This window comes from Janthinobacterium sp. GW822-FHT07A03, from assembly GCF_058798815.1.
Genome location: NZ_JBXAKW010000001.1, coordinates 595,552 through 621,964 on the forward strand (window position 1 = coordinate 595,552; position 26,413 = coordinate 621,964).

Sequence of the window (26,413 nt, forward strand, 5' to 3'; positions counted from 1 at the left end):
GGGCGTCCCATGAAGCTGTACACCTATTTCCGCAGTTCGGCCGCCTACCGCGTGCGCATCGCCCTCAATTTGAAGGGCATCGATTACGACAGCATCCCCGTGCACTTGCTGCAGGACGGCGGCCAGCAGTTGCTGCCGGCCTACCGCGCCGTCAATCCATCGGCCCTGGTGCCGGCGCTCGATGACGAGGGCGCCATCCTGACGCAGTCGCTGGCCATGCTCGAATACCTCGACGAGACGCGGCCAGCCGTGCCGCTGCTGCCGGCGGACGCGCTGGGACGGGCCCGCGTGCGCGCGCTGGCGCTGGCGATTGCCTGCGACGCGCATCCGCTGACGAATCTGCGCGTGCTGAAATACCTGAAAAACACCCTGGGGCTGTCGGACGAGGCCAAGCAGGAGTGGTACCGCCACTGGATGGCCGAGGGACTGGCGGCCGTGGAGGCGCTGCTGGCGCAGGGCGACCCGGCCGGAGCTGGCCTGTTCTGCCATGGCGACAGCCCCACGATGGCTGACTGCTGCCTGGTGCCGCAAGTGTTCAATGCGCAGCGTTTCGCCATCGACCTGGCGCCATACCCGCGCGTGGCGCGCATCCATGCGCACTGCGCCGCCTTGCCGGCGTTTGCCGCCGCCCATCCCTCGCAGCAGCCTGACGCCGAGTAAGTTTGCGCCGCATCAAACGCAAGTCGCCCCGGCCAGCATGCAGGCCGGGGCTTTTTTATGCGGAATTGATTTTGGGCAGTCAACGCGTGCTTGCCGGTAGGCTACAATTTGCGTTTGCCCAAATATTTTACTGACGCGCCATGACCGCAACCACCATTCCTGCCAGCATCACCGATGCCCTGTCCCTGGCGCATGCTTCCTGGCGACCCATCCTGCTGCGCGGCTTGCACGCCGTGATGGCGGCCGATCCCGCCTACCTGCCGGCGCTGGCCGCCGACGATTACCTGCCTACGCAGGGCCGGCTGTTCGCCGCCTTTGCCCTGCCGCTGGCGCAGGTGCGCCATGTGCTGGTGGGCGAGGGGCCGTATCCGCGCGCCGACAGCGCCACGGGGGTGTGCTTCATGGATGGCGCCGTCGGCAGCCTGTGGTCGGCGACGGGCCTGTCGAAGCCCGTCAACCGCGCCACCTCCCTGCGCAACTTCATGAAGATGCTGCTGGTGGCCGATGGCCAGCTGCAGGCTGGCGACACCTCGGGCGTGGCCATGGCACCCGTGGCCGCCGCCGCGCAGCTGCCGGACAGCGGCGTCATCCAGACCCTGCCCGACTTGCAGCGCAAGATGACGGAGCAGGGCTTCTTGCTGCTCAACGCGGCGCTGGTATTCCGTTCCCACGTGCCGCCCGTGCAGGATGCGCGCGGCTGGCTGCCCTTCCTGCAGGTGGTGCTGGAAGCGCTGGCGCAGCAGGGCGGGGCGGCCGTGCCGCAACTGGTGCTGTGGGGCAAGATTGCCGAGCTCATCAAGCGCCTGCCGGTGGCGGCATCGTTGCCGCAGGTGACGGCGGAACATCCGTATAATCTGTCCTTTATCGGCAACAGCGACATGCAGGCCCTGTTTGGCCCGATGCAGCTGTTGCGTGCTTGAGCTTGAATCATCGCCTGTCTGGCGGAAGTGCGGGGAATATGCAAATCAGTAACGTGGAAGAATTGAAGGCGTGGATCGCCGCGGGCGGCGAGCCCGACTATCTGTATTTCTGGGGCCACACGCCGGCGCAGCCGCAGGTGCCCGACAAAAGCTGCTTCAGCCAGTGGTTTCCGTCGCCGTTCAGCCTGGCTGGCGTGACGTATGCCACGGCCGAGCACTACATGATGGCGCAAAAGGCGGCCCTGTTTGGCGACACAGCCGTGCAGGCGCGCATCGTGGCGGCCGCGCGGCCGTCGGAAGTCAAGAAGCTGGGGCGCGAAGTGGCCAATTTTGACGCCAGGGTGTGGGAAGCGGCGCGCGCGGGCATCGTCTTCGATGGCAATTTTGCCAAGTTCTCGCAAAAAGCCGCGCTGCGCAAGTTCTTGCTGGGCACGGGCGAGCGCGTCATCGTCGAAGCCAGTCCCGTCGACCGCATCTGGGGCGTGGGCCTGGCGTCGGACAATCCGCGCATCGGCGATCCTGCCACCTGGGACGGCTTGAACCTGCTGGGGTTTGAGTTAATGAAAGTACGTAGCGCTCTGCGTGCCTGAGCAGTACTGTTGTTTTCCTGATGCCGCCGCGCCTGGCGCGGCCGGCCATGCCCCTTCCAGCCCTGTGGTCATCGAGGGGCGCTCTGACAAACCCCGCCGAATTTGTTATACTTGACTAAATCATTCAACTACTCGGGGTTTGAGGAGTTGAAAAACCGCAATATTTTAAACCAGTTGACCAGAGGATGTATGCGTCTGACTACAAAAGGCCGTTTTGCCGTGACAGCGATGATCGATCTTGCCCTGCGCCAGGGCAAGGGACCGGTCACCTTGTCCGGCATCAGCCAGCGCCAGTCGATTTCCCTGTCCTACCTGGAGCAGCTGTTCGGCAAGCTGCGCCGGCATGAGATCGTCGAGTCGATCCGCGGTCCGGGCGGCGGCTACAGCCTGGCACGCCGTGCCGACAAGGTGACGGTGGCCGACATCATCATCGCCGTCGACGAGCCGCTCGATGCCACGCAGTGCGGCGGCAAGGAGCATTGCCACGGCGCCGACGCGGCCACGGGCGCGCGCTGCATGACGCATGAATTGTGGTCCACGCTCAACGAAAAAATGGTCGATTATCTGGATTCTGTGTCCTTGCAGGACCTGGTCGACCAGCAGAGACAAAAGATTGCCGAACAAAGCGTGATGGTGATGCACCGTAACCACGCCGCCCTCGGTTGAACATAACAAAATACCAAGTTGCTGATTGCAGGAGTTATTGATGAACGCCCCAGAAAAAAACGTAGGCCAAGTGCACTTTGAAACCGCACCGCATTTCCCGATCTACATGGATTACTCGGCCACCACGCCGATCGATCCACGCGTCGCCGACAAGATGATTCCCTACCTGCGCGAGCAGTTCGGCAATCCGGCATCGCGCAGCCACATGTATGGCTGGACGGCGGAAAAAGCCGTGGAAGAGGCACGCGGCCACGTGGCGGCCCTGGTGAACGCCGATCCGCGCGAAATCATCTGGACGTCCGGCGCGACGGAAAGCAATAACCTGGCCATCAAGGGCGCGGCACAGTTCTACAAGACCAAGGGCAAGCACATCATCACCGTCAAGACCGAGCACAAATCGGTGCTCGACACGGTGCGCGAACTGGAACGCATCGGCTTCGAGGCGACCTACCTGGAACCGCAGGACAACGGCCTGATCACCGTCGAGCAGCTGGCCGCGGCCGTGCGCCCGGACACCATCCTCGTGTCGGTGATGCTGGTGAACAACGAAATCGGCGTGATCCAACCGATCGACGAGATCGGCGCGTTCTGCCGCTCGAAAGGCATCATCTTCCATTGCGACGCCGCGCAAGCGACGGGCAAGGTCGTCATCGACCTGCAAAAGACCAAGGTCGACCTGATGACCTTCACGGCACATAAAACCTACGGCCCGAAAGGCGTGGGCGCCCTGTACGTCTGCCGCAAGCCGCGCGTGCGCCTGGAAGCGCAGATGCACGGCGGCGGCCATGAGCGCGGCCTGCGCTCGGGCACCCTGCCGACGCACCAGATCGTGGGTATGGGCGAGAGCTTCCGCATCGCCAAGGAAGAGATGGACAGCGAAATCGGCCGCATCAAGGCCCTGCGCGACCGCCTGGCCAAGGGCCTGCAGGAGATCGAAGAAGTCTACATCAACGGCGACATGGACCACCGCGTGCCGCACAACCTGAACGTCAGCTTCAACTACGTCGAAGGCGAGTCGCTGATCATGGCGATCAAGGATATCGCCGTGTCGTCCGGTTCGGCCTGCACCTCGGCCAGCCTGGAGCCATCGTACGTGCTGCGCGCCCTGGGCCGCAGCGACGAACTGGCGCACAGTTCGATCCGCTTCACCATCGGCCGCTTCTCGACCGAGGAAGACATCGACTTCGCCGTGAACCTGCTGAAATCGAAAGTACACAAATTGCGCGAACTGTCGCCGCTGTGGGACATGTTCAAGGAGGGAATCGATATTAACTCCATCCAATGGGCAGCCCACTAAAAGCACCTGTTAAACCTACTGCGCGTCGCGATTTGCGGCCTGCGATGCTCACTGTGCTACAGCACAGTTCCGCTTCTCGGCCACAACTCACTGCCGCTCGCTACGGTTTTCCAGGCACTTGAAGATAAATTGGCCTCGTGAACGGGGCCGGCAAGAATATTAAAGGAGCATCAAAATGGCTTACTCGGACAAAGTACTCGATCACTACGAAAACCCGCGCAACGTGGGCGCTTTCGACAAGGGTGATGAAACCATCGGCACCGGCATGGTAGGCGCGCCCGCCTGCGGCGACGTGATGAAACTGCAGATCAAGGTCGGCGCCGATGGCCTGATCGAAGACGCGAAATTCAAGACCTACGGCTGCGGTTCGGCCATCGCGTCGAGCTCGCTGGTAACGGAATGGGTCAAGGGTAAAACCCTGGACCAGGCGCTGGCCATCAAGAACACGCAGATCGCCGAAGAGCTGGCCCTGCCGCCAGTGAAGATCCACTGCTCCATCCTGGCGGAAGACGCCATCAAGGCGGCAGTATTGGACTACCAGACCCGCCATCCGGCTGCGGCCTAAGTTTGCATCCTGCCCGGCGCCGCAAGGCGCGGGGCGGGCGCGGAGAAATACATGATCACACTGACCGAAAAAGCGGCGAAACACATCAACCGTTATATCGAACGGCGCGGCAAGGGCATGGGCCTGCGCTTCGGCGTGCGCACCACGGGCTGCTCGGGCCTGGCCTACAAGCTCGAATATGTCGATGAAGTGGCGGCCGAAGACAGCGTCTTCGAATCGCACGGCGTGAAAGTCTTCGTCGACCCGAAAAGCTTGCCTTACATCGACGGCACGGAACTCGATTTCGCGCGCGAAGGCTTGAACGAAGGCTTCAAGTTCCACAATCCGAACGAAAAAGACGCCTGCGGCTGCGGCGAGTCCTTCAGGATTTAAACAGCTGGCAAGACCCCGGTCGGTGCGCTGTACCCATCGATTGCGGTACAGCGACCACCGACAATTATGCAAAACCACTTCGAATTATTCCAGTTGCCGGCGCAGTTCGGGCTCGACATGAGCGCGCTCGACGCGGCCTACCGCGACGTGCAGGGCAAGGTCCACCCGGACCGTTTCATCAACGCCAGCAGCGCTGAAAAGCGCGTGGCGATGCAATGGGCCACGCGCGCCAATGAAGCCTATCAAACCCTGAAAAGCCCGCAAAAGCGCGCGCAATACCTGTGCGAACTGAATGGCGTCGACCTGCAGACGGAATCGAACACGGCCATGCCGGTCAGCTTCCTGATGCAGCAGATGGAATGGCGCGAGGAACTGGGCGATGCGCGTGCCGGCAAGGATGCCGACGCGCTCGACGCCCTGGACCGCCAGCTGCGCGGCGAACGCAAGGCGCTGCTGGCCCAGGTGGCGGCCCAGCTCGACGCAGGCGACTATGCGAATGCCGCGCAAAGCGTGCGCGCCCTGATGTTCCTCGACAAATTCGGCGAGGAAGTGCGTTTTGCATACGAGGCCATGGAAGCCTGACTGGCCGATCGCTTGACCCGCGTGCCAAGCGCCAGTCTGGCGCGCGTCTTATAATGCGCGACAGGCATCAGCTGCATCACGCAAAAAATTAATCGAGGCACGAATACAATGGCACTTCTGCAAATTTCCGAACCAGGCATGTCGACCGCGCCGCACCAGCACCGCCTGGCCGTCGGCATCGACCTTGGCACCACCAATTCCCTGGTCGCGACCGTGCGCAACAGCATTCCCGAGGTGCTCAACGACGAAGAAGGGCACTCTCTGCTGCCGTCCGTCGTGCGCTACCTGCCGAACGGCCACGCCAACATCGGCTACAAAGCCCTGTCCGCGCAAACCACCGACCCGAAGAACACCATCGTCTCCGTCAAGCGCTTCATGGGCCGCGGCCTGGCCGACATCGCCTACGCGGAAAACCTGCCCTACGACTTCCAGGATACGCCTGGCATGGTGCAGCTGAAAACCGTGGCCGGCGTGAAGAGCCCCGTCGAAGTGTCGGCGCAAATCCTCGCCACCCTGCGCCAGCGCGCGGAAGATTCCCTCGGTGACGACCTGGTGGGCGCCGTGATTACTGTACCAGCGTATTTCGACGATGCCCAGCGCCAGGCGACGAAAGATGCGGCCCAGTTGGCCGGCATCAATGTCCTGCGCCTGCTGAGCGAGCCGACGGCCGCCGCCATCGCCTACGGCCTCGACAACGCCTCCGAAGGCGTGTACGCCGTGTACGATCTTGGCGGCGGCACTTTCGACATCTCGATCCTGAAACTGAGCAAGGGCGTCTTCGAAGTGCTGTCCACGGGCGGCGATTCGGCCCTGGGCGGCGACGATTTCGACCGCCGCCTGTTCTGCTGGATCAGCGAGCAGGCCAAGCTGGCGCCGTTGTCGGACGAAGACACGGCCATCCTGATGGTCAAAGCACGCGAAATCAAGGAATTGCTGTCGACCAAACCGGAAACGATGATCGATGCGGCCCTGAACTCGGGCGAAGAGATCCACCTGCGCATCACGGCCGCGGACTTTGCCGCCATGACGCAGCACCTGGTGGCCAAGACCATGAATGCCATCAAGAAAGCCCTGCGCGACGCGAACGTGGATGCGGACGACGTCGACGGCGTGGTGATGGTGGGCGGCGCCACGCGCATGCCGCACGTGCAGCGCGCCGTGAGCGAATTCTTCCATACGACGCCGCACGCGAATATCGACCCGGACAAAGTGGTGGCGCTGGGCGCGGCCATCCAGGCGAACTTGCTGGCCGGCAACCGTGCCGCCGGCGACGACTGGCTGCTGCTGGACGTGATCCCGCTGTCCCTCGGTATCGAAACCATGGGCGGCCTGGTGGAAAAGATCATCCCGCGCAACTCGACCATACCATGCGCGCGCGCGCAGGAATTCACGACATTTAAAGATGGCCAGACGGCGCTGGCCGTGCACGTGCTGCAGGGCGAGCGCGAACTGGTCAGCGATTGCCGCTCCTTGGCGCGTTTTGAATTGCGCGGCATTCCGCCGATGGTGGCCGGCGCCGCGCGCATCCGCATCACCTACCAGGTCGACGCGGACGGCTTGCTGTCCGTCTCGGCGCGCGAACTGCGCTCGGGCGTGGAAGCGTCGATCAGCGTCAAGCCGGCCTACGGCCTCGGCGACGACGACATCGCCCGCATGCTGCAGGATTCGTACACCTCGGCCGACACCGACATGGTGGCGCGCGCGCTGCGCGAAGAGCAGGTGGAAGCGGAACGCATCCTGCTGGCCACGCAGTCGGCGCTGGACGAGGACGGCGGCTTGCTGGACGACGCCGAGCGCGTGGCTGTCGATGGCTTGATGCAGAAGGTGCGCGACGCCATTGCGCAATCGCAAAGCGGCGCCATCGACCACCAGGCCTTGAAGCTGGCGATCGAGGCACTGGCCGACGGCACCGAGGATTTCGCCTCGCGCCGCATGGACCGCAGCGTGCGCACGGCGCTGACCGGCAAAACGCTGGATCAAGTGGTTTAAAGATAATTGACATGCGCGCCGCAGGCACTCGCCGCGGCCGCGCCCCGAATGACAGACTGAAAGAAGAAACCATGCCACAAATCGTTATCCTGCCGCACGCCAAGCTTTGCCCGGACGGCGCCGTCATCGAAGCACCAAGCGGCAAGTCCATCTGCGACATCCTGCTGGAAAACGACATCGACATCGAGCACGCCTGCGAAAAATCGTGCGCCTGCACCACCTGCCACGTGCTGGTGCGCGAAGGCATCGAATCGCTGAACGAAGCGACGGAACTGGAAGAAGACATGCTGGACAAGGCCTGGGGCCTGGAAGCCGTGTCGCGCCTGTCGTGCCAGTCCATCGTGGCCGAGGCCGACCTCGTCGTCGAAATCCCGAAATACACGATCAACCAGGTCAGCGAAGGCAGTCACTAACATGAAATGGTCCGACATACACGCGATCGCCGAGGCCTTGTTCGACGCGCATCCGGACATCGACCCGCTGACCGTGCGTTTCACCGACCTGCACAACTGGGTGGTGGAACTGGACGGCTTCGACGATGACCACACGCGCGGCGGCGAAAAAGTGCTCGAAGCGATACAGATGGCGTGGATCGATGAAGCGCGCTAAGGGCGCGGCACCCGCCGCCACCGCAGCCGCTGCGCCGAAAGACGTCATCACGGCCGCCAGCAACATGCCCGAGATCAAGGATGGCCAATCGGTCGCCTTGCTGCAGGAATTGCACATCCTGACGCGCGACGGCAAGATGAACCAGGACAGCCGCCGCAAGCTCAAGCAGGTGTACCACCTGACGCAGTTCATCGAGCCGCTGCTGCGCGAAGTGCAGCTCGACCATCCCGGCGTGTCCCTGGTCGACCACGGCGCCGGCAAGTCGTATCTCGGTTTCATCCTGTACGACCTGTTCTTCAAGAACGGCAACGACGGTTCGCACATCTACGGCATCGAGACACGCGAAGAGCTGGTGCAGCGTTCGCAGGAGCTGGCGAAGAAATTCAACTTCCCCGGCATGTCGTTCCTGCCCCTGTCCGTGGCCGAATCGACGGAATCGAACTTGCTGCCGCAGCAGATCGACATCGTCACGGCCTTGCACGCGTGCAACACTGCCACCGATGACGCCATCCACTTCGCCCTGAAGAAAAAGGCGAAGTTCATGGTGCTGGTGCCATGTTGCCAGGCCGAAGTCGCTTCCGTATTGAAGAAGAACAAGGGCAAGAGCCTGGGCAAGAGTATCTTGACGGAATTGTGGCGCCACCCTCTCCACACGCGCGAGTTCGGCAGCCAGATCACCAACGTGCTGCGCTGTCTGCAGCTGGAAGCGCACGGCTACCAGGTCAGCGTGACGGAACTGGTGGGCTGGGAGCATTCGATGAAGAATGAACTGATCATCGCCAGCTACAAGAATCTGCCGCGCCAGCGTCCGACGGAACGCCTGCAGGAAGTGCTGCAAACGCTGGGCCTGGAAGAGATGGGCCACCGTTTCTTTGCCGAGGAATTGGCGAAGGCGCAGGCCTGATTGTTGGATGACGCGGCAAGCCGCTAATCCAACCTACAGAACCAGTCCAGGTCGGGTAGGTCGGATTAGCGCAGCGTAATCCGACAATCAGCAGCGTAACCCGGCAATCGCCAGCGCGGACCGCAAAAGAGGAGGAGCAGGTCGGTTACAATACCGGCTTTCTCCTCCTCTTGCTTTTTGCGCCTCCCCATGACCACACCACACGAAATGCCCACCGTCCGCCTGGCCAAGCGCCTGTCTGAAGACGTACCCTGCTCACGCCGCGAGGCCGAGCTGTATATCGAGGGCGGCTGGGTGACGGTCGATGGCGTGCTGGTGGAGGAATCGGGCGCGCGCGTGGCGGATAATCAGGAAGTGCTGCTGCTGCCGAACGCCACCCTCGATGAAATGCCGCCCGTGACGATCCTGCTGCACAAGCCGGCCGGCATCAACGGCGGCATCGGCAGCGAAGGCAAGCCGGCCTTGAGCTGTTTGCGTCCCGAAGAGATTTTCACGCCGGAGAACGTGGCGCCCAGCTCCATCACGCGCTTCCTCAAGCGCCATTTGATCGGCCTGACCATCACCAATCCGCTGGAGACCATGGCGTCCGGCCTGCTGGTGTTTACGCAGGATTTCCGCGTGGCCCGCAAGCTGGTCGACGAAGCGAAAACGGTGGAGCAGGAATTCATCGTGGAAGTATCGGGCGACATCATGGAAAACGGCCTGGCGCTGCTGAATCACGGCTTGCCCTTCAATGGCAAGCCTTTGCCGCCGATCAAGGTCAGCTGGCAGAACGAGACGCGCCTGCGTTTCGCCCTGAAAAACGTGCAGCCGGGCCAGATCGCCCACATGTGCAAGATGGTGGGACTGGACGTCGTCGCCATGAAGCGCTTGCGCATCGGCCGCATCCCGATGGGCGCCATGCCCGTGGGGCAATGGCGTTACCTCCAGGGTTACGAGAGGTTCTAAAGCTGCGGCGCCACGATGGCGTGGTTTTCCGCAAAGCTTTTCCATAGCCGTTCGGCAATATTCAAGGCAATGGTATCGGCCTTTTCCTGCAGGGCCGGGTTGCCCATGCTTTCGGTCGTGGCGAAGAACAGGGTCAGCCAGCGGCGGAACATGCACGGCGTCAGGTGTTCCATGTTCGCGTGCTGGGCCAGGGGCTTGCCGTGGTAGCGCATGGTGCCGCGCAGCAAGCCTGACCAGAAATCGACCAATGTTGCCAGATGGGCATCCCAATCCTTGACCTCGGCGGCAAAGACGGGGCCCAGCATGGCGTCGTCGCGCGCGGCCGCATAAAAGGTGTGAACGAGATGCTTGACGTCGTCTTCGCTGCAGACTTCCTCGCGGTAGGGTGCGAAGCGTGTGTGGGGGAGGGGGGCGGTATTCTTCATGGCATGCCATGATCGCAGAGCCCCCGTGGCGCTTCAATGACGCAGGTCAAGCGGCATCAAAACTCAGGCGGCGACTTTCTTCGACTTCTTGGCCGGTGCCGGCAATTGCACGATCTGCGTGCCCGCCAGTTTGTCGTGCAGGAATTGCCCATTGCCCGTGAACAGGGCCGTGCTTGACCAGGCCAGGATGCCCACGCCGATGGCGCCCAAGGCGCTCCAGTGCTGCAAACCGAATCCATACGACACCAGCAGGGCCGGCAGCAGCCACATCCATGACAGGATGTAGCGGTAGGCAGCCACGCGCAGCGGCACGTGGGCGTGGCCCGGCAGCACGACTTTCAGACGCCACGTCTTCATGGCCAGGGTTTGCCCTTCGCGGCTCCATTGATGGATGAAATACGCGCCCATGACGAGGAAGGCCAGGCATTGGCGCATGTGTTCCGTCAGTGGCGTATGCGCGCCCTGCACGGCCAGTTCAAACAGCAGGAAGGGCAGAAACAACACGGCCAGGGCCAGCAGCGACTCGTACACCATGGAAATCAGGCGGCGCTTGATCGTGGGATGGGAAGTGATGCTGGCGGCGGGCGTGCTATTTGGCATTGGTCGGCAGTGGGGCAGGCGTAACAGGTGGCGTGACAGGCACGGCGGCGGGGGGCGCGGCAGGATCCGTGAGCGGCACGGCCGCCGCTGGCGCAGCGGCAGGTGGCAGGACGGGCGCGGCGGCAGGCGCTGCCGGCGTGGCGGGCGGCACGATCACGGGCGGCTTGCTCGTGTTCGAATTGATCGCCGGCACCTTGCCCAGCGGTTTTTTCGGCACGAGTTCCGTCGCCAGCTTTTTCTTTTGATCTTCCGGCAATTGCTGGTATTGCTCCCATTGCGCGGTTTTTTGACCTGGATCAATCTTCTTCGTGCGCGTATAGTTTTCGCGCACCAGGCGGCGCTGTTCCGGCGTCAGCTTGATCCATTCGCGCATGCGTTCATGCACGCGCGTTTGCTCGTCGGGCGTCATCGAGGCAAAGCGGCTGGCGATATCGAGCCATTTCTGCTTGCGCAAGGCTTCCAGCTTGTTCCATTCGCCCGCCAGCGGCTGCAGGGCTTCCTGCTGTGCGCGCGACAGCTTGTTCCACGATGGATTCTCGCTGGCCTTGGGCGGCGTGCCGCCCTTGCCGGCCGTGCGCGGCGAACCGGGTTTGACGGCCGGGGCAGGGGCCACCACGGGCGCTGGCGCCACGGGAGGCGCGGCGGGCGCGGGATGTTGCTGCGCGCCTACCCAGGCGGCGCCCGCCAGGGCGCAGGCACCCAGGCCGATGCCGCCGGCCAGCCAGCCTTTGCGTACGCTCAAGCGTGCCATGCTTATTGCTCGCGTTTCGTCAGGTAGGCGTTGAAGCCATGGTCCATGTACGCAGACAGCGGCAATTCGTCGGACAGCACGGCGGCGTCGATTTCTGCCAGTTCGGCAATATGTTGTTCTTGCTCAAACTGATAGATGCCCACCAGGCCGCCGACCAGCAGCAGCAGGGGGATGATCACGCTCATGCGGCCCAGCCACGACAGCGGTTCGACGAACAGGCTGCTGGCCACGCCGGCAAACACGCTCTGGCGCACGGCGACGGCGGCGGGCGCGTCCGCCTTCTTGCGGGACAGGGCCAGCTTGCGTGCCGCTGCCAGGCGATCGGTGGCCGATGCGGGCAGGTCGTCGAGTTTTTCGTTCAGTGCATGGCGCACTTTGTAAGCGAAATTGAGATCGTCGGTGTTCATAATTTAATTCCCTTGGCTTTCAGCGATTCGGCGAGCGTGTGGGTAGCTCTAGAGCAATGTGTTTTCACGCTACCTTCGGAGCAACCCATCGCTTCCGCTGTTTCAGCCACATCCATGTCCTGCCAATAACGCATGAGGAAGGCTTCGCGTTGACGTGACGGCAGTTTTTGTACCTCTGCATCAATCAAATCAAGGATTTGCGCGCGTTCGACCTGGTCGGCCGACGATTCAGCGGCGCTGGAGCCCTGTTCCGATTCATAAGTGTCAAGTATATCAAAATCTTCATGCTCGTCGCCCGAGGGCTTCATGCCGGAAAACAGGCTGACCCAGGTGTTGCGAACTTTTTCGCGGCGGAAATAATCAAGGATGGTGTTCTGCAAGATGCGCTGGAACAGCATCGGCAGCTCGGCGGCCGGCTTGTCGCCGTATTTCTCGGCCAGCTTGATCATGGCATCCTGCACGATGTCGAGTGCCGATTCTTCCTTGCGGACCGCGTAGGCGGCCTGCTTGAAAGCGCGCCGCTCGACATTTTCTAGAAAGTCGGATAATTCTTTGTCTGTTGCCATGCGGTATGGGGATCTTAGCGGCTGCGGGTGCGGTGGGCGAAATGGGGGCGGGTATGCTTTTTGCAACCCCGTGCATGCTAGCAAAAAATGTGCGTTTCCGCAGGGTTTTTGCACGTTGTGCGAGCAAAAATGCAGCGAGGCCGACATTTTCCTTGACCATCATGGTGCAACGCGATAACGTATGGGACGCTTTGAACACCCCAAAGCCCTATGGTCAGGTCGCGACCGGCACACAAGGCCAGCAGCGGCAAGACGCGCTTTCATTTGTAGGCAGTTTGTTCTAACCCGCGCCACAAGCGCGAGCGGTTCGTACAGGCGCCACAGAAACTCCGGCCAAACGAGTTGCGTTAAGCGTTGTTTTGTAAGGTATCTATGGGTGCCCAAAGAAATTGCGTGACCGCATGAAAAGGGAAGCAGGAGCACTGTTGCGTTAGGCGTACCTCGTCAGGAAAGAACATCCGATCAATCTCCAATGGACCTTGAAAGGAATGTTTCATGAATACCGAAGCAACAGCAGGACCCATTACCGGCGCAGAAATTGTCGTGCGCTGTCTGGCTGAAGAGGGCGTCGAGCACGTCTTTGGATATCCGGGCGGAGCCGTACTCTACATCTACGACGCCATCTTCCAGCAAAACAAATTCCAGCATATCCTGGTACGCCACGAGCAGGCCGCGATCCACGCCGCCGATGCCTATTCGCGCAGCTCGAACAAGGTCGGTGTCGCCATCGTCACGTCCGGTCCGGGCGTCACGAATGCCGTCACGGGCCTGTCGACCGCGTACATGGACTCGATTCCGATGGTGGTGATCTCCGGCCAGGTGCCGAGCCACGCCATCGGCCAGGATGCGTTCCAGGAATGCGACACGGTCGGCATCACGCGCCCCGTGGTCAAGCACAACTTCCTCGTCAAGGACGTCAAGGACCTGGCAGCGACGATCAAGAAAGCCTTCTTCATCGCCCGTACCGGCCGTCCGGGACCCGTGCTGGTCGATATCCCCAAGGATATCAGCATGCACAAATGCAACTTTGACTATCCGAAGGAAGTCGAGATGCGTTCCTACCGTCCCGTCGACAAGGGCCATTCGGGCCAGATCCGCAAGGCCGTGCAGCTGCTGCTGCAAGCTGAACGCCCGATGATCTACACGGGCGGCGGCGTCATCCTGGCAAATGCCTCGGCCGAGTTGAACAAGCTGGTCGACCGCCTGGGTTTCCCGTGCACCAACACCTTGATGGGCCTGGGCGGCTACCGCGCCTCGAGCGAGCAGTATGTCGGCATGCCCGGCATGCACGGCACCTATGAAGCGAACATGGCGATGCAGAACTGCGACGTGCTGATCGCCATCGGCGCCCGTTTCGATGACCGCGTGATCGGCAACCCGAAACATTTCGCCTCGCATCCGCGCAAGATCATCCACGTGGACATCGATCCATCGTCGATTTCCAAGCGCGTCAAGGTCGATATCCCCATTGTCGGCAACGTCAAGGACGTGCTGATCGAGTTCCTCGCGCAACTCGACGCGGCCGAAGCCAAGCCGAACGTCAATGCCTTGAGCAACTGGTGGAAGCAGATCGCCGAATGGCGTGGCCGCGAATGCCTGAAATACCCGACGTCCGACCTGGTCATCAAGCCGCAAGCGGTGGTGGAAAAAGTGTTCCAGATCACCAAGGGCGATGCCTTCATCACCTCCGACGTGGGCCAGCACCAGATGTGGGCTGCACAATATTATGGCTTCGACAAGCCGCGCCGCTGGATCAATTCCGGCGGCCTGGGCACCATGGGCGTCGGCTTGCCGTACGCCATGGGCGTGCAGATGGCCAATCCGGACGCCACCGTCGCTTGTATTACCGGCGAAGGCTCGATCCAGATGTGCATCCAGGAGCTCGCCACGTGCAAGCAGTATCACCTGACGCCGAAGATCATCATGCTCAACAACCGTTTCCTCGGCATGGTGCGCCAATGGCAGGAAATCGATTACGGTTCGCGCTATTCCGAGTCGTACATGGATTCGCTGCCCGACTTCGAGAGACTGGCTGAAGCGTATGGCCACGTGGGCATGAAAATTGAAAAACCGGGCGACGTCGACGGCGCCCTGAAAGAGGCGTTCGGCATGAAAGACAGGCTGGTATTCATGAACTTCATTACCGACCAGTCCGAAAACGTGTGGCCAATGGTGAAAGCCGGCAAGGGCCTGTCCGAAATGATGCTCGGTTCGGAGGATCTCTAATCATGCGCCATATTATTTCTGTCTTGCTGGAAAACGAAGCGGGCGCCCTGTCGCGCGTGGTGGGCCTGTTCTCGGCACGCGGCTACAACATCGAAACACTGACCGTGGCGCCGACGGAAGACTCGACCCTGTCGCGCATGACCATCGTCACCAGCGGCTCGGACGACATCATCGAGCAGATCACCAAGCACCTGAACCGCCTCATCGAGGTAGTCAAGGTGGTGGACCTGACCGAAGGCCAGCATATCGAACGCGAGTTGATGCTGATCAAGGTTCGTGCCGTGGGCAAGGAGCGCGAGGAAATGAAGCGCACCGCCGATATCTTCCGTGGCCGCATCATCGATGTCACCGAAAAGACGTACACGATCGAACTGACCGGCAACAAGGTCAAGCTCGACGCGTTCATCGATTCGATCGACCGCGCCGCCATCCTGGAAACCGTCCGTACGGGTGGTTCCGGCATCGGCCGCGGCGAACGCATCCTCAAAGTATAAAAATATAAGCAGCACTACGCGGCCCACGGGCCGCATTTAAAACAACAACGCATCATCAAATTATAGGAAATACCATGAAAGTTTTTTACGACAAAGACGCTGACCTCTCCTTGATCAAAGGCAAAAACGTCGCCATCATCGGCTACGGTTCGCAAGGCCACGCGCACGCGCAAAACCTGAACGATTCTGGCGTCAACGTCACCGTCGGCCTGCGCAAGGGCGGCGCTTCGTGGACCAAGGTCGAACAAGCCGGCCTGAAAGTGGCGGAAGTGAACGACGCCGTGAAAGCGGCCGACGTCATCATGATCTTGCTGCCGGATGAGAACATCGCCCAGGTCTACAACGAAAACATCGCGCCGTTCGCCAAGCAGGGTGCCGTACTGGCCTTCGCTCACGGTTTCAACGTGCATTACGGTCAAGTCGTGCCACGCGCCGACCTGGACGTGATCATGGTCGCGCCGAAAGCCCCGGGCCACACCGTGCGCGCCACCTACACCCAGGGCGGCGGCGTGCCCCACCTGATCGCCGTGTACCAGGACAAATCGGGCATCGCCCGCGATATCGCCCTGTCGTACGCCTCGGCCAACGGCGGCGGCCGTGCCGGCATCATCGAAACGAATTTCCGTGAAGAAACCGAAACCGACTTGTTCGGCGAGCAAGCCGTGCTGTGCGGCGGCGCCGTGGAACTGATCAAGGCCGGCTTCGAAACCCTGACGGAAGCGGGCTACGCGCCGGAAATGGCGTATTTCGAGTGCTTGCACGAACTGAAGCTGATCGTCGACCTGATCTATGAAGGCGGCATCGCCAACATGAACTACTCGATCTCGAACAACGCCGAATACGGCGAATACGTGACCGGCCCTAAGGTCGTCACCTCGGCTACCAAGGATGCGATGCGTCAATGCCTGAAAGACATTCAAACGGGCGAATACGCGAAGAGCTTCATCCTGGAAAACAAGGCAGGCGCACCGACCCTGATCTCGCGCCGCCGCCTGACGTCCGAGCACCAGATCGAAGAAGTGGGCGCGAAACTGCGCGCCATGATGCCTTGGATCGCCAAGAACAAGATGGTTGACCAGTCGAAAAACTAAGCATTTATTAGTCATTCGCAATGAAAAGCCGGCGCAAGCCGGCTTTTTTTCGTTCATGTGATGCCGCCTGTTGCGCTGCGCCGGGGTGGGCGTGAGTATCTGTGTATATTTAAGTGTTTCCCATCTGTATTATTGTCACTCAATTAATTTCCCATAGGAATCAAAAAGTGAGCAATCGCCCCACCTCTGTCAATATCATCGGCTGGTTTTTAATCGTCACGGCACTCATCTCGCTGGTCTCCAGTTACCTCAACATGGATAACCCGATAACGAAGGAGTTGATGGCCAAGAGCGCCATGTCGGTGCCGTTGCAATATGCAGTCATGTTTCTGGGCCTGGTCATTGCGCTCATCTCGGGCATTGCCCTGCGCCGTGGCCATAAATGGGCGCGAACGCTGTATCTGGGCTGGAGCGTGTTTGGCCTGGTCGTGGCTCTTTTCACGTCACCGGTAAAAATCATGCTCGTGCCTGGCGTGCTGATGCTGGCCGTGATTGCGTATTTCCTGTTCCGCCCGCAGGCCAACGCCTATTTTTCTCCGCGCCTGGCGGCGAATGATGCGTAAGTTCGTCAGCATCGTCTGCAAGTCGCTTGCGGGGATGTTTGTCTATCTGATCACCTTGTTTGCGTTCCTGGCCGAGCGGCAGTCCGACGGCAAGCTGGCGATGCTGGTAGTCATCGCGGTTTGCGGCATTGTGGCGATGCTGGCTGGGCTGGCGTTGAGCGGTTTTGCTCAATGGCGGCGCGATACCGGCATTGTGCTGCTGGCCGCCACGGGCTTTACCGCGTTCCTGTTACTGTGCATGGCATGCATGTTCGGCAGTGATGATGTGATGAAATTCATGCCGCCGGGAAGCGTGGACATGTTTGACAGTTATTTGACCGGCGTCGCCGTCTTGCTGGGCTTCGCGGCCCTGGGTGGCTGGTTGCTGCGGCAAGCCCGGTCGCGGTCCGCCAATCCGGCCTGAGCCAGACGTAGTGTCTGCCGGGTAAAGCCAGGTCTCCACGAGGAGCCTGGCTTTTTTCTTGCGCGCACGTTTTTCGCCCGCCTCCTATATAATTCCGCCCTTCCTTTGCAGTTTCCTGTGGACTGCATCTGTTTCGGTATCTGCCGACCGCAACGCGCATCACCGCTTTTGTAGCACGCCAGGCGCTGGTTATTTAGCCGCTTGCGCAATCTGAAGGACCCCTATGACCGACCGTATCACCGCCGCAGTACCCATGCCGGGCACTGCAGACTCTTCCATTTCCGAGCGGCTTCCCATCCTGGCCTTGCTGGCCCTGGCCATGACGGCGTTTCTCGCCCTCCTGTCGGAAACCTTGCCGGCCGGCTTGCTGCCGCAGATTGCCCGCGACCTCGGCATTTCCGAAGTCATGACGGGCCAGCTGGTCACCGTGTACGCCATCGGTTCCATATTGACGGCGATTCCCCTGACGGCGCTCACCAGCACCTGGCGCCGGCGCAATGTCTTGCTGCTGGCCATCATCGGCTTCTTGATCTTCAATACGGCGACGGCCCTGGCGCCCAACTACCTCGTCGCCCTGGTGTCGCGCTTCGTGACGGGCATGGCCGCCGGCCTGGCCTGGGGCTTGATGGCCGGCTACGCGCGCCGCATGGTGAGCGTCGAGCAGCAGGGCAGGGCGATGGCCATCGCCATGATCGGCACGCCGCTGGCCCTGTCGCTGGGCGTGCCGCTGGGTACCCTGATGGGCGGTGTGCTGGGCTGGCGCAGCATCTTCGGCATCATGTCCGGCCTGGCCGTGGTGCTGGTCGCGTGGGTGCTGCTGGTCGTGCCCGATTATCCGGGGCAAAAGCAGGGCGAGCGCCTGTCGATCCGCCAGGTGTTCATGACGCCGGGCGTGCGGCCGATTCTGGCGGTGATCGTCGCCTGGATGCTGGCGCATAACATTTTATATACGTATATCGCACCGTTCCTGGCGCCGTCCGGCTTGCGCCCCCGCGTCGACCTGGTGCTGCTCGTGTATGGCGTGGGTTCGCTGGCCGGCATCTGGCTGGTCAGCCAGCTGATCGACCACTGGCTGCGTCCGCTCGTGCTGGGATGCATCGCCGCCTTTGCCCTGGTGGTGGTCGCGCTGGGGCTGGCGATGGACTCGCCGGCCGTGATCTATGTCAGCATGGCCATCTGGGGCATCACCTTTGGCGGCGCCGGCACCCTGCTGCAGACGGCGTCGGCGGACGCGGCCGGCGACGGCATGGACGTGGCGCAAGCGATGGTGGCGACCATCTGGAACGTGGCCATCGCGGGCGGCGGCCTGGCGGGCGGCATGCTGCTCGACGGCTATGGCGCGGCGTCGTTCCCGTGGGCCATGCTGGCCTTGCTGCTGGTGGCGTTGACCATCGCCTGGTGCGCGCACCGCCACAGTTTCAAGCGGGGCCGGCGCAGCGGCGGCGCGGTGCTGGGCCACTAATAACATTGTTATTTTCAATGGCAGTGTATTGAAATGTGAGCAGATGTGACTGGCAAGCACATTTTGTGACGATTTGTTAATTTGCGCCACAGGAATGAATGAGGCGTTAGAATCTACACAGTTTGACAAGTTTCTCAGGCGAAAGGGATGGCAAAAGCATCCCTTTCGCGGGCTGTCAGCCACATTAACTACCTAGGAGTACCCCCATGACCGTGATGAAATCCGTCCTTGTTGCCGCCGCAGCCACCGTTGCCCTGAGCGCGCAAGCCCACGCACAAGCTCAAACCTTGCCGACTTCCGGCACCCTGGTGGTGGTCCCCGCATTTGGCGAAGTCAAGCATGTCAATGACCAGGTGGTCGCTACCCTGGCCGTCGAAGAACAGGACAAGGACAAGGCTGCCGCCGCGTCGAGAGTCAACCAGAAGATGAACAAGGGTATCGCCATCGTCAAGCAAGCCGATCCGTCGGCGGCACTGAAATCGTACGGCTACTACACCTATCCCGTGTACCCGGAAGAGCGTCCATTGCCGGCCGGCGCCGTGGCCAAGCCGCGTTTGCCGACGGCCTGGCGTGTCGGCCAGTACCTGGAAGTGACGACGGCCAACCTGGCGACTTTGCCAAAAACCGTGTCGGCGGCGCAAGGCGTGCTGACCCTGAATGGCTTGAATTTCGGCCTGAAGCCGGAAACCATCCGCTTGCTGGACGACCAGCGCATCGCCGCCACCTATAAAAACCTCAACGAGCGCGTGGCCGCCATCGCCAAGGCCATGGGCCGCAACGTGTCCGACGCCGTGCTCGATACGGTGGACTTCGAAGGTTCGGGCAATTACGCCACGGAAAGCCGTCCTGCCGCCGCGCCGATGATGATGCGCAGCGCCAAGATGGCCGAAGACAGCACCGTCGCCGAACCGAGCTTCGAGCCGGGCGAAACGACGCTCGACATGCGTGTCGTCGGCAAGGTCAAGTTCAAGTAAGCTGAAGTAAGCTGACCAACGCGGGAAAATTTCCGCGTTAGCATGTTTTAAGATGATCATGGGGCTGTTGGCCCCATGGTCGTTTTTGCCCCATTATTTTCCAGGAGAACACCATGACCGTCATGAAATCGCTGCTGGCCGCGGCCGCCGCTACCGTAGCCCTGGGCGCCCACGCCCAAACCTTGCCCACCGCCGGCACCCTCGTGGTGGTGCCAGCGAATGGCGAAGTGGTGCACGCGAACGATCAGGTGACCGTCACCCTGGCCATCGAAGAGCAGGACAAGGACAAGGCCGCCGCTGCCTCGCGCGTGAACCAGAAGATGAACCAGGGCACGGCCATCGTCAAGAAGGCCGATCCGCAAGCCGTGCTGAAGACCCAGGGATATTACACGTATGCCGTGTACCCGGAAACGGCGCCCCTGCCGCCGGGCGTCGCCGCCAAGCCAAGGGTGCCGACGGGCTGGCGCGTAGGCCAGTACCTGCAGGTAACGACGACCAACCTGGCCGCCTTGCCGAAAACCGTTTCCGCAGCGCAAGGCGTGCTGACCCTGAACCGCCTGAACTTCGGCCTGGCGCCTGCCACCATCCGTAAGCTCGACGACCAGCGCATCGCCGCCGCGTACAAGAACCTCAACGAGCGCGTGGCCGCCATCGCCGGCGCCATGGGCCGCAACGTCAATGACGCCGTGATCGACACCATCGATTTCGAAGGTTCGGGCAACTATGCGCAGCGCGTCAACGTGGCCGGCGCGCGCGCCATGAGCGCCGATTCCATGGGCTATGGCGGCAGCCAGGTGGCCGAACCGAGCTTCGAACCGGGCGAAACGACCCTCAACATGGGCCTGGTGGCCAAGGTCAAGTTCAAATAAGGCTAGTATTGGTGTCAATATTGCCGGCTTGACGCCGCCGCGCTTTTCTTTGGCGGCGGCTCCTCTATAATGGCAACATCGGCAGGCGCACGCCGTGACAGTCTTGCGCCTGCCATCTGGCACCGAATCCCCTGCAGTACACAAGATATGGAACAACATGGCAAACTTCCCCCGTCGTAGAGGCAAGAACGGCACTCCCGCAGCATCCAAAGCGTCCCGCTTCAGCAAATTCGTGCGCCAGCCGGTGACCGATGGCACTGGCAAGAAAACCTTGCGCCGCCGCGGCATCTATCTGTTGCCGAACGCCTTCACGACGGCAGCCCTGTTCTGCGGCTTCTACGCCATCGTCATGGCCATGAACCAGAAATTCGAACACGCGGCCTGGGCCATCTTCATCGCCATGATCCTCGACGGCCTCGACGGCCGCATCGCGCGCCTGACGAATACGCAGAGCGAGTTCGGCGCCCAGTACGACAGCCTGTCCGACATGGTGTCGTTCGGCGCCGCGCCGGCGCTGGTGATCTACGAATGGTCGCTGCGCGGCATGGGCAAGCTCGGCTGGCTGGCCGCCTTCGTGTATTGCGCCGGCGCCGCCCTGCGCCTGGCCCGCTTCAACACGAACATCGCCGTGGTCGACAAGCGCTTCTTCCAGGGCTTGCCCAGCCCGGCGGCGGCGGCCATGGTGGCCGGCTTCATCCTGCTGATGAACGACCTGGAATTTGCCGGCAACCAGCTGGCCTGGGTCTCGTGGACGATCGCCCTGTTCTCGGGCCTGACGATGGTCACCAATGTGCCGTTCTACAGCTTCAAGGATGTGAATTTCCGCAAGTCCGTGCCTTTCATCGTGGTATTCCTGCTGGCATTGTTCTTCGCGCTCATTTCCATCGACCCGCCGAAAGTGCTGTTCCCGATTTTCGTCGCCTATGGCCTGTCCGGCTACGCCGTGTTTTTCTGGCGCATGGCGAAGGGCAAGCCCGTCAGCATCATCCAGACCGACCCCGAGCATTGATGCGCTGGGTCGGTAGCGTCGCCAGTCTTCAGCCAGCCAGGAGCAGCCATGAACACCAGCAACCGACTCATCATTTTTGACACCACCTTGCGCGACGGCGAGCAATCGCCGGGCGCTTCCATGACGCGCGAGGAAAAGCTACGCATCGCCAAGCAGCTCGAGCGCATGAAGGTCGACGTGATCGAAGCGGGCTTCGCCGCCGCCTCGCAGGGCGACTTCGAGTCGATACGGGCGATTGCCGGCGCCGTGCGCGAATCGACCATCTGTTCGCTGTCGCGCGCCAACGACCGCGACATCGCCCGCGCCGCCGAAGCGCTGGCGCCCGCCGAGCGCAAGCGCATCCACACCTTTATCGCCACCTCGCCGCTGCACATGCAGATGAAGCTGCGCATGACGCCCGAGGAAGTCTTGCTGCAGGCGCAGAACGCCGTGCGCTACGCGCGCCAGTTCACGGACGACATCGAATTCAGCCCCGAAGACGGCAGCCGCTCCGACGAGGACTTCCTCTGCCGCGTGCTGGAGGGCGTGATCGCCGAGGGCGCCACCACCATCAATTTCCCCGACACGGTGGGCTACGCCGTGCCTGAAATCTTCGGCAATACCATCAAGCGCTTGCGCGAACGCATACCGAATTCCGATAAAGCCATCTGGTCTGTCCATTGTCATAACGACCTGGGCCTGGCTGTGGCCAATTCGCTGGCCGGCGTCATGATCGGCGGCGCGCGGCAGATCGAGTGTACCGTCAATGGCCTCGGTGAGCGGGCCGGCAACACGGCGCTGGAAGAGGTGGTGATGGCGCTGCGCACGCGCGCCGCCTATTACAATCTGGCGGTGGGCATTGATACAACGCAAATCGTCGCCGCCTCGAAAATGGTGTCGCAGATCACGGGCTTTGCCGTGCAGCCGAACAAGGCCGTCGTGGGCGCGAACGCCTTTGCGCACGCGTCCGGCATCCACCAGGACGGCATTTTAAAGGCGCGCGAGACGTATGAAATCATGCGCGCCGAAGACGTGGGCTGGACGGCCAACAAGATCGTCCTCGGTAAACTGTCGGGCCGCAACGCCTTCAAGCAGCGGCTGCACGAGCTGGGCATCGCGCTCGAATCCGAGGTGGAAGTCAACGCCGCCTTCCTCCGTTTCAAGGAACTGGCAGACCGGAAATCCGAGATTTTCGATGAAGACATCATGGCCCTCGTCAGCGAGGAACAGCAGGCGCAGGAGAGTGAGCACTACCGTTTCATTTCCCTGACGCAGCAGTCGACGACGGGCGCCGTGCCCCACGCGCGCGTGGAATTTCTCGTCGGCGGCGAACAGCGCAGCTGCGAAGGGCGGGGCGACGGCCCCGTCGACGCCACCGTCAACGCCATCGAAAGCGCGGCCGCCAGCGGCGCGGAGCTGGTCTTGTTCTCCGTCAATGCCATCAGCACGGGCACGCAGTCACAGGGCGAGGTGACGATGCGGCTGTCGCGCGACGGGCGCATCGTCAACGGCGTGGGCGCCGACCCCGACATCATCGTCGCGTCGGCCAAGGCGTATTTGTCGGCGCTCAACAAACTGCATGCCAAGGATGAGCGGATCGACCCGCAGCCGTAGACGCGCCGCCCGCGCCTGCCCGTGCGGCGGCTTACTTGCGCACAGGTATGTCGCTGCGGTAGCGGATCGATGCCTGCGTGACGATGCCGTTGCAGTTGTCGTCATAGTCAATGGCGGCGCGCGCCAGCTTGCCATCGCCATCGAGCGCGAAATCGAGCACGCGGACCGTGCCGGTCTGGGTGCCGAAGCAGCCCGACGTGGCCGCGCCCAAGGCGCCGCTGGCATTGCCGGCGCCATAGGTGAATGACAGTCCTGCCTGCCAAGTCATGCCTGGTATGCCGACCAGGAAGACGTTGACGCGCGTCGGTGATAGGATCTGCACCGCGTTCGTGCCGGCAGCGTACAGCGTGATGGGCGCGGCATCCGTACGTGCCGTGCTGTCGATCGCAAACTCGCCGTTGCCAGTGCGTGAACTGTAGACCAGGGCCTGGGAAAGGTCGCTCAGCACGTCGATGCTGATCTGCCGGCTGTCTGTTTCGCCTGCCGCATTGGTGACGTCAAGGGCGATCACCGCGATCCCCCTTGCTGGCGTGGCGCTTGAAAGCGTCACGCGGGCGGCGTTGGGATTGTCCATCGTCAAACTTGGCCCCGACACCTGCCGCCAGTGCGTACCGCTGACGGGGGCGCCGTTGGCCGACGAGGCGCCGGCATCCAGCGTCAGCACCCCCGCAGGGCCCAGCAGCAAGGGCGCCATCCCGCCAGTACCGATGGCGGCGCGAATGCTTTGGGCGACAGTTACATTGGCCCTGGGGGTGGGCAAGGTATTGCCGGCCGTATCGCGCACGGGTGCATAGGTCTTCGCGTTGAGGCGTACGTCGTAGATGGCGCCCGCCTTGAGCTGGCTCGATGGCGTGACGGTAACAATGGCGCCGTTGTAGCTGATTCTGGCTTCTATGGTGCCAGCGTCGGGGCTTTGCCCTTGAAAGAGGGCATCGGTAACTGACGTGGTGTCGAGCGGCCGGGAATAGGCCCACGACAAGCTCCCGCTTGGCGCCATGGCGCTGACGTCCGGCGATACCAGCAGCTTGAAATCGGTGGCCAGGACGGGTTTGATTTCGTAATAGTCCAGGTTGGCCCTATTGCCTGGAAGCCAGTTACCGCTGCTCCATAGCAGCCCCACATCCAGACTATCCTGCGCGCGGATCACCGTGTCGCCAAGCAATGAGTCAAACTGATTGCGATTGTCCGCCTTGACGCGCAGGCTGGCCTTGCTGTTGTTTGCGCCGCTCAGCACCAGTTCGCCCGCATCGGCATAGCTGTCGAACCAGGAACTCAGCGGGGTGCGCGTAGCGACATCGAGGCTGCCTCCCAGAAGGTTGCTTGCCAGGTGGAGGCGGATGCTGGTGGCCGTGCGCGCGGTATCGAGCCGCAACTCATGCTGTACGTCGAGCCCCGTGATGGTGTCGCTCTTGGTGGCAGTGGCATCGGAAAATGCCATGATGAATGGCTGCGTGTCGGAGTAAACATGCAGCAGCCGGGAGAGGACGCCACTGGTGTAGTCGAAGCGCACGCTCCCCAGGATATCCTGGCGTGGCGTTTCCGTACGGTCGCCGAAACCCGGCATGAAGCTGATGATGCCTGCGAGCTGCTGCTGGGCCACGGGCGCCGTGAAGGCAATGTTCATGGTGCCGTCGAGCACGCCGTCGAGTTCCTTCGCGCGGCAATTTACATACGTCACGCTCAGCTTGTCGCCAGCACTGACGCGGCCGTTGCCATCGGCATCTATGAAGGCGGCACTCTGGCTGCCGCCATTGCCGCAGGCCTTGGGGATGGTGGCGCTGGTACTGACGCGTGCTGACCAGTCAACCACCATTTGCGCCAAAGCCAGTGGCGTGGCGCCGTAGGCCAGTGCGAGCGTGGGTGCCGCGTCGGCATTAATTGCGTTCAATAATAGCGGCGTATCTGCGCTGCTTGCCGGCGGTGTCACGGGTGGTGTCACGGGCGGCGTGACGGGGGCGGTGCTGCTGCCGCCACCGCCACATGCGCTCAGCAAAGAGGCCAATAACACGGTTGCGGGGATGGTGGTGCAGGCAAAACGGCTGGAGCGGGGGGCTTGTTGCGGGTGATGGGGCATCTGCTTCCTTGTCGACGTTAGGCGAGTGGCCAAACATGTCAGTTTGGCCATTTCTCGCCCGACTCTACAGGGTAATGCAGCGCAAAAAACTCACACATTGTCACGCGCGCGCAAGCAATACGCCTTTGTCACCGGAAAAACCGCCGCTCTTCCTTGTCCGGATCGGGGCCGTTCATCATCATGCGCACGATGCCATCGTGGTCGAAGTGCACGTGCATCATGGAATCCCACACGCCCGACTCCTTGTAGCGGTAGGACCAGACGTAGAGCTTGGGCAGCGGCAGGTAGGATTTTTCCGTCGGGCGGCCCAGGACGTGCAGCACGTCCTGCTGGGTCGATACGCCTACCTTGATGCGGGCAAAGCCTGGCGTGTCGAGCACTTGCTCGTAGGAAATGAGCTTGTCGTCGGGGCCGAAGCGGGCCATGTACGTGTACTGGCCGTACGGGCCCGTCGCGTATTCCAGTTCCGGCCCCGTGGGCAGCTGGTAGATGGCCGTGGGACGGCCCAGGCGCGCTTCCACGGCGGTGCGCGGCTCGCCCGGCTGCGGCGGCGGGACGTTCCAGCTGGCGCAGCCGGCCAGCGCGGCCAGCAGCAGCGGCGTTGCTAATTTGAGCAGTTTTTTCATGGTTGACCTCCTGAAATGCAGGAAAACCCTATCATGCACCGAGAAAAGCGCACACGGCAGGATACAGGCGGGCATTTTTCCGATATACTTGCGCGTCTGGTTGGAAGCATAGACCAGTATTTTAATAATCGTAGTTCACGGTGGATAGGGTTCAGACTCTGTGCACCGCATGTGAAAG

General features: G+C 61.9%; 30 protein-coding genes. 23 read left to right on the forward strand and 7 right to left on the reverse strand.

What is annotated here, in order from left to right; all coding sequences use genetic code 11:
- The first annotated feature begins 9 nt into the window (after positions 1-9).
- The 13 genes from maiA (at position 10) to AC1RJW_RS02780 (ending at position 10,102) form a co-directional block, all read left to right on the forward strand.
- Positions 10-660, forward strand: coding sequence for a maleylacetoacetate isomerase (gene maiA / locus AC1RJW_RS02720; RefSeq protein ID WP_493043243.1), 651 nt, complete (start codon positions 10-12; stop codon positions 658-660).
- Positions 661-800: 140 nt separating this feature from the next.
- On the forward strand, positions 801-1,580 hold the full coding sequence (locus tag AC1RJW_RS02725; protein WP_493043245.1) for a uracil-DNA glycosylase family protein: 780 nt from the start codon (positions 801-803) through the stop codon (positions 1,578-1,580).
- A gap of 38 nt (positions 1,581-1,618) precedes the next feature.
- Positions 1,619-2,170 carry a riboflavin biosynthesis intermediates N-glycosidase gene (gene ybiA, locus AC1RJW_RS02730; protein ID WP_493043246.1) on the forward strand — a complete coding sequence of 184 codons (552 nt, stop codon included), beginning with the start codon at positions 1,619-1,621 and terminating at the stop codon, positions 2,168-2,170.
- A 189-nt stretch (positions 2,171-2,359) separates the two neighbouring features.
- Entirely contained in the window at positions 2,360-2,836 is a 477-nt protein-coding gene (gene iscR, locus AC1RJW_RS02735; protein ID WP_034779566.1) for a Fe-S cluster assembly transcriptional regulator IscR, read from the forward strand.
- 40 nt (positions 2,837-2,876) lie between these two features.
- Positions 2,877-4,133: an IscS subfamily cysteine desulfurase gene (locus tag AC1RJW_RS02740; protein ID WP_070224138.1), complete on the forward strand. Its 1,257-nt coding sequence runs from the start codon at positions 2,877-2,879 to the stop codon at positions 4,131-4,133.
- Between the two features lie 175 nt (positions 4,134-4,308).
- Positions 4,309-4,698: a Fe-S cluster assembly scaffold IscU gene (iscU, locus tag AC1RJW_RS02745; protein WP_034779562.1), complete on the forward strand. Its 390-nt coding sequence runs from the start codon at positions 4,309-4,311 to the stop codon at positions 4,696-4,698.
- A gap of 51 nt (positions 4,699-4,749) precedes the next feature.
- Positions 4,750-5,070, forward strand: a complete 321-nt coding sequence (gene iscA, locus AC1RJW_RS02750) for an iron-sulfur cluster assembly protein IscA (RefSeq protein ID WP_010399774.1) — start codon at positions 4,750-4,752, stop codon at positions 5,068-5,070.
- Between the two features lie 66 nt (positions 5,071-5,136).
- Positions 5,137-5,652, forward strand: a complete 516-nt coding sequence (hscB, locus tag AC1RJW_RS02755) for a Fe-S protein assembly co-chaperone HscB (RefSeq protein WP_493043249.1) — start codon at positions 5,137-5,139, stop codon at positions 5,650-5,652.
- A gap of 108 nt (positions 5,653-5,760) precedes the next feature.
- Positions 5,761-7,641, forward strand: a complete 1,881-nt coding sequence (gene hscA, locus AC1RJW_RS02760) for a Fe-S protein assembly chaperone HscA (protein WP_493043250.1) — start codon at positions 5,761-5,763, stop codon at positions 7,639-7,641.
- A 71-nt stretch (positions 7,642-7,712) separates the two neighbouring features.
- Positions 7,713-8,054, forward strand: a complete 342-nt coding sequence (gene fdx / locus AC1RJW_RS02765; RefSeq protein WP_070311300.1) for an ISC system 2Fe-2S type ferredoxin — start codon at positions 7,713-7,715, stop codon at positions 8,052-8,054.
- Position 8,055: 1 nt separating this feature from the next.
- Positions 8,056-8,250 (forward strand): Fe-S cluster assembly protein IscX, encoded by a 195-nt coding sequence (gene iscX, locus AC1RJW_RS02770; RefSeq protein ID WP_070288776.1) that lies wholly within the window; start codon positions 8,056-8,058, stop codon positions 8,248-8,250.
- On the forward strand, positions 8,237-9,154 hold the full coding sequence (locus AC1RJW_RS02775) for a class I SAM-dependent methyltransferase (protein ID WP_493043253.1): 918 nt from the start codon (positions 8,237-8,239) through the stop codon (positions 9,152-9,154). Before iscX ends, AC1RJW_RS02775 begins: the two co-directional genes overlap by 14 nt.
- Before the next feature lie 189 nt (positions 9,155-9,343).
- Positions 9,344-10,102, forward strand: a complete 759-nt coding sequence (locus AC1RJW_RS02780) for an rRNA pseudouridine synthase (RefSeq protein ID WP_493043255.1) — start codon at positions 9,344-9,346, stop codon at positions 10,100-10,102.
- On the opposite strand, the gene AC1RJW_RS02785 is transcribed toward AC1RJW_RS02780, so the two are convergent.
- The 5 genes from AC1RJW_RS02785 to AC1RJW_RS02805 form a co-directional block, all read right to left on the reverse strand.
- Positions 10,099-10,527, reverse strand: a complete 429-nt coding sequence (locus AC1RJW_RS02785) for a group III truncated hemoglobin (RefSeq protein ID WP_493043257.1) — start codon at positions 10,525-10,527, stop codon at positions 10,099-10,101. The two genes, AC1RJW_RS02780 and AC1RJW_RS02785, sit on opposite strands and share 4 nt — an antisense overlap.
- 63 nt (positions 10,528-10,590) lie before the next feature.
- Positions 10,591-11,127: an RDD family protein gene (locus tag AC1RJW_RS02790; RefSeq protein ID WP_493043258.1), complete on the reverse strand. Its 537-nt coding sequence runs from the start codon at positions 11,125-11,127 to the stop codon at positions 10,591-10,593.
- Positions 11,117-11,878, reverse strand: a complete 762-nt coding sequence (locus tag AC1RJW_RS02795) for a DUF3106 domain-containing protein (RefSeq protein WP_493043260.1) — start codon at positions 11,876-11,878, stop codon at positions 11,117-11,119. Before AC1RJW_RS02795 ends, AC1RJW_RS02790 begins: the two co-directional genes overlap by 11 nt.
- Positions 11,879-11,880: 2 nt before the next feature.
- On the reverse strand, positions 11,881-12,285 hold the full coding sequence (locus tag AC1RJW_RS02800; RefSeq protein ID WP_493043262.1) for a DUF3619 family protein: 405 nt from the start codon (positions 12,283-12,285) through the stop codon (positions 11,881-11,883).
- Positions 12,282-12,851, reverse strand: a complete 570-nt coding sequence (locus AC1RJW_RS02805; RefSeq protein ID WP_034779551.1) for an RNA polymerase sigma factor — start codon at positions 12,849-12,851, stop codon at positions 12,282-12,284. The genes AC1RJW_RS02800 and AC1RJW_RS02805 overlap by 4 nt, the downstream gene beginning before the upstream one ends.
- Positions 12,852-13,346: 495 nt before the next feature.
- On the opposite strand from AC1RJW_RS02805, the gene AC1RJW_RS02810 reads away from it, so the two are divergent.
- From AC1RJW_RS02810 to AC1RJW_RS02855, 10 genes are all read left to right on the forward strand, one after another.
- Positions 13,347-15,077: an acetolactate synthase 3 catalytic subunit gene (locus AC1RJW_RS02810; RefSeq protein ID WP_493043264.1), complete on the forward strand. Its 1,731-nt coding sequence runs from the start codon at positions 13,347-13,349 to the stop codon at positions 15,075-15,077.
- Positions 15,078-15,079: 2 nt separating this feature from the next.
- The gene (gene ilvN / locus AC1RJW_RS02815; protein ID WP_010399754.1) at positions 15,080-15,571 is read left to right on the forward strand and encodes an acetolactate synthase small subunit; all 492 of its coding nucleotides are present in this window, start codon (positions 15,080-15,082) and stop codon (positions 15,569-15,571) included.
- 74 nt (positions 15,572-15,645) lie between these two features.
- Positions 15,646-16,662 carry a ketol-acid reductoisomerase gene (gene ilvC, locus AC1RJW_RS02820; protein ID WP_034750044.1) on the forward strand — a complete coding sequence of 339 codons (1,017 nt, stop codon included), beginning with the start codon at positions 15,646-15,648 and terminating at the stop codon, positions 16,660-16,662.
- Positions 16,663-16,829: 167 nt separating this feature from the next.
- A complete protein-coding gene (locus AC1RJW_RS02825; protein ID WP_493043266.1) occupies positions 16,830-17,225 on the forward strand; it encodes a hypothetical protein in 396 nt (131 codons plus the stop codon).
- Positions 17,215-17,628: a hypothetical protein gene (locus tag AC1RJW_RS02830; protein ID WP_493043267.1), complete on the forward strand. Its 414-nt coding sequence runs from the start codon at positions 17,215-17,217 to the stop codon at positions 17,626-17,628. Before AC1RJW_RS02825 ends, AC1RJW_RS02830 begins: the two co-directional genes overlap by 11 nt.
- A gap of 223 nt (positions 17,629-17,851) precedes the next feature.
- Positions 17,852-19,090: an MFS transporter gene (locus tag AC1RJW_RS02835; RefSeq protein ID WP_493043269.1), complete on the forward strand. Its 1,239-nt coding sequence runs from the start codon at positions 17,852-17,854 to the stop codon at positions 19,088-19,090.
- Between the two features lie 206 nt (positions 19,091-19,296).
- Positions 19,297-20,064, forward strand: a complete 768-nt coding sequence (locus AC1RJW_RS02840; RefSeq protein WP_493043270.1) for an SIMPL domain-containing protein — start codon at positions 19,297-19,299, stop codon at positions 20,062-20,064.
- Positions 20,065-20,177: 113 nt separating this feature from the next.
- A complete protein-coding gene (locus AC1RJW_RS02845; RefSeq protein WP_493043272.1) occupies positions 20,178-20,933 on the forward strand; it encodes an SIMPL domain-containing protein in 756 nt (251 codons plus the stop codon).
- 157 nt (positions 20,934-21,090) lie between these two features.
- The gene (pssA, locus tag AC1RJW_RS02850) at positions 21,091-21,942 is read left to right on the forward strand and encodes a CDP-diacylglycerol--serine O-phosphatidyltransferase (protein WP_086136413.1); all 852 of its coding nucleotides are present in this window, start codon (positions 21,091-21,093) and stop codon (positions 21,940-21,942) included.
- 48 nt (positions 21,943-21,990) lie between these two features.
- On the forward strand, positions 21,991-23,535 hold the full coding sequence (locus AC1RJW_RS02855) for a 2-isopropylmalate synthase (protein ID WP_493043275.1): 1,545 nt from the start codon (positions 21,991-21,993) through the stop codon (positions 23,533-23,535).
- 31 nt (positions 23,536-23,566) lie between these two features.
- Here the strand turns inward: AC1RJW_RS02855 and AC1RJW_RS02860 are convergent, their stop codons facing one another.
- Positions 23,567-25,609, reverse strand: a complete 2,043-nt coding sequence (locus AC1RJW_RS02860; RefSeq protein WP_493043277.1) for an Ig-like domain-containing domain — start codon at positions 25,607-25,609, stop codon at positions 23,567-23,569.
- Positions 25,610-25,737: 128 nt separating this feature from the next.
- Positions 25,738-26,235 carry an outer membrane protein assembly factor BamE domain-containing protein gene (gene bamE / locus AC1RJW_RS02865; RefSeq protein WP_493043278.1) on the reverse strand — a complete coding sequence of 166 codons (498 nt, stop codon included), beginning with the start codon at positions 26,233-26,235 and terminating at the stop codon, positions 25,738-25,740.
- Positions 26,236-26,413 lie beyond the last annotated feature (178 nt).

Bases quoted from the DNA above. Each gene is read 5' to 3' on its own strand.
- maiA (WP_493043243.1), top strand. From the start codon at position 10: ATGAAGCTGTACACCTATTTCCGCAGTTCGGCCGCCTACCGCGTGCGC.
- AC1RJW_RS02725 (WP_493043245.1), top strand. From the start codon at position 801: ATGACCGCAACCACCATTCCTGCCAGCATCACCGATGCCCTGTCCCTG.
- ybiA (WP_493043246.1), top strand. From the start codon at position 1,619: ATGCAAATCAGTAACGTGGAAGAATTGAAGGCGTGGATCGCCGCGGGC.
- iscR (WP_034779566.1), top strand. From the start codon at position 2,360: ATGCGTCTGACTACAAAAGGCCGTTTTGCCGTGACAGCGATGATCGAT.
- AC1RJW_RS02740 (WP_070224138.1), top strand. From the start codon at position 2,877: ATGAACGCCCCAGAAAAAAACGTAGGCCAAGTGCACTTTGAAACCGCA.
- iscU (WP_034779562.1), top strand. From the start codon at position 4,309: ATGGCTTACTCGGACAAAGTACTCGATCACTACGAAAACCCGCGCAAC.
- iscA (WP_010399774.1), top strand. From the start codon at position 4,750: ATGATCACACTGACCGAAAAAGCGGCGAAACACATCAACCGTTATATC.
- hscB (WP_493043249.1), top strand. From the start codon at position 5,137: ATGCAAAACCACTTCGAATTATTCCAGTTGCCGGCGCAGTTCGGGCTC.
- hscA (WP_493043250.1), top strand. From the start codon at position 5,761: ATGGCACTTCTGCAAATTTCCGAACCAGGCATGTCGACCGCGCCGCAC.
- fdx (WP_070311300.1), top strand. From the start codon at position 7,713: ATGCCACAAATCGTTATCCTGCCGCACGCCAAGCTTTGCCCGGACGGC.
- iscX (WP_070288776.1), top strand. From the start codon at position 8,056: ATGAAATGGTCCGACATACACGCGATCGCCGAGGCCTTGTTCGACGCG.
- AC1RJW_RS02775 (WP_493043253.1), top strand. From the start codon at position 8,237: ATGAAGCGCGCTAAGGGCGCGGCACCCGCCGCCACCGCAGCCGCTGCG.
- AC1RJW_RS02780 (WP_493043255.1), top strand. From the start codon at position 9,344: ATGACCACACCACACGAAATGCCCACCGTCCGCCTGGCCAAGCGCCTG.
- AC1RJW_RS02785 (WP_493043257.1), bottom strand. From the start codon at position 10,527: ATGAAGAATACCGCCCCCCTCCCCCACACACGCTTCGCACCCTACCGC.
- AC1RJW_RS02790 (WP_493043258.1), bottom strand. From the start codon at position 11,127: ATGCCAAATAGCACGCCCGCCGCCAGCATCACTTCCCATCCCACGATC.
- AC1RJW_RS02795 (WP_493043260.1), bottom strand. From the start codon at position 11,878: ATGGCACGCTTGAGCGTACGCAAAGGCTGGCTGGCCGGCGGCATCGGC.
- AC1RJW_RS02800 (WP_493043262.1), bottom strand. From the start codon at position 12,285: ATGAACACCGACGATCTCAATTTCGCTTACAAAGTGCGCCATGCACTG.
- AC1RJW_RS02805 (WP_034779551.1), bottom strand. From the start codon at position 12,851: ATGGCAACAGACAAAGAATTATCCGACTTTCTAGAAAATGTCGAGCGG.
- AC1RJW_RS02810 (WP_493043264.1), top strand. From the start codon at position 13,347: ATGAATACCGAAGCAACAGCAGGACCCATTACCGGCGCAGAAATTGTC.
- ilvN (WP_010399754.1), top strand. From the start codon at position 15,080: ATGCGCCATATTATTTCTGTCTTGCTGGAAAACGAAGCGGGCGCCCTG.
- ilvC (WP_034750044.1), top strand. From the start codon at position 15,646: ATGAAAGTTTTTTACGACAAAGACGCTGACCTCTCCTTGATCAAAGGC.
- AC1RJW_RS02830 (WP_493043267.1), top strand. From the start codon at position 17,215: ATGATGCGTAAGTTCGTCAGCATCGTCTGCAAGTCGCTTGCGGGGATG.
- AC1RJW_RS02835 (WP_493043269.1), top strand. From the start codon at position 17,852: ATGACCGACCGTATCACCGCCGCAGTACCCATGCCGGGCACTGCAGAC.
- AC1RJW_RS02840 (WP_493043270.1), top strand. From the start codon at position 19,297: ATGACCGTGATGAAATCCGTCCTTGTTGCCGCCGCAGCCACCGTTGCC.
- AC1RJW_RS02845 (WP_493043272.1), top strand. From the start codon at position 20,178: ATGACCGTCATGAAATCGCTGCTGGCCGCGGCCGCCGCTACCGTAGCC.
- pssA (WP_086136413.1), top strand. From the start codon at position 21,091: ATGGCAAACTTCCCCCGTCGTAGAGGCAAGAACGGCACTCCCGCAGCA.
- AC1RJW_RS02855 (WP_493043275.1), top strand. From the start codon at position 21,991: ATGAACACCAGCAACCGACTCATCATTTTTGACACCACCTTGCGCGAC.
- AC1RJW_RS02860 (WP_493043277.1), bottom strand. From the start codon at position 25,609: ATGCCCCATCACCCGCAACAAGCCCCCCGCTCCAGCCGTTTTGCCTGC.
- bamE (WP_493043278.1), bottom strand. From the start codon at position 26,235: ATGAAAAAACTGCTCAAATTAGCAACGCCGCTGCTGCTGGCCGCGCTG.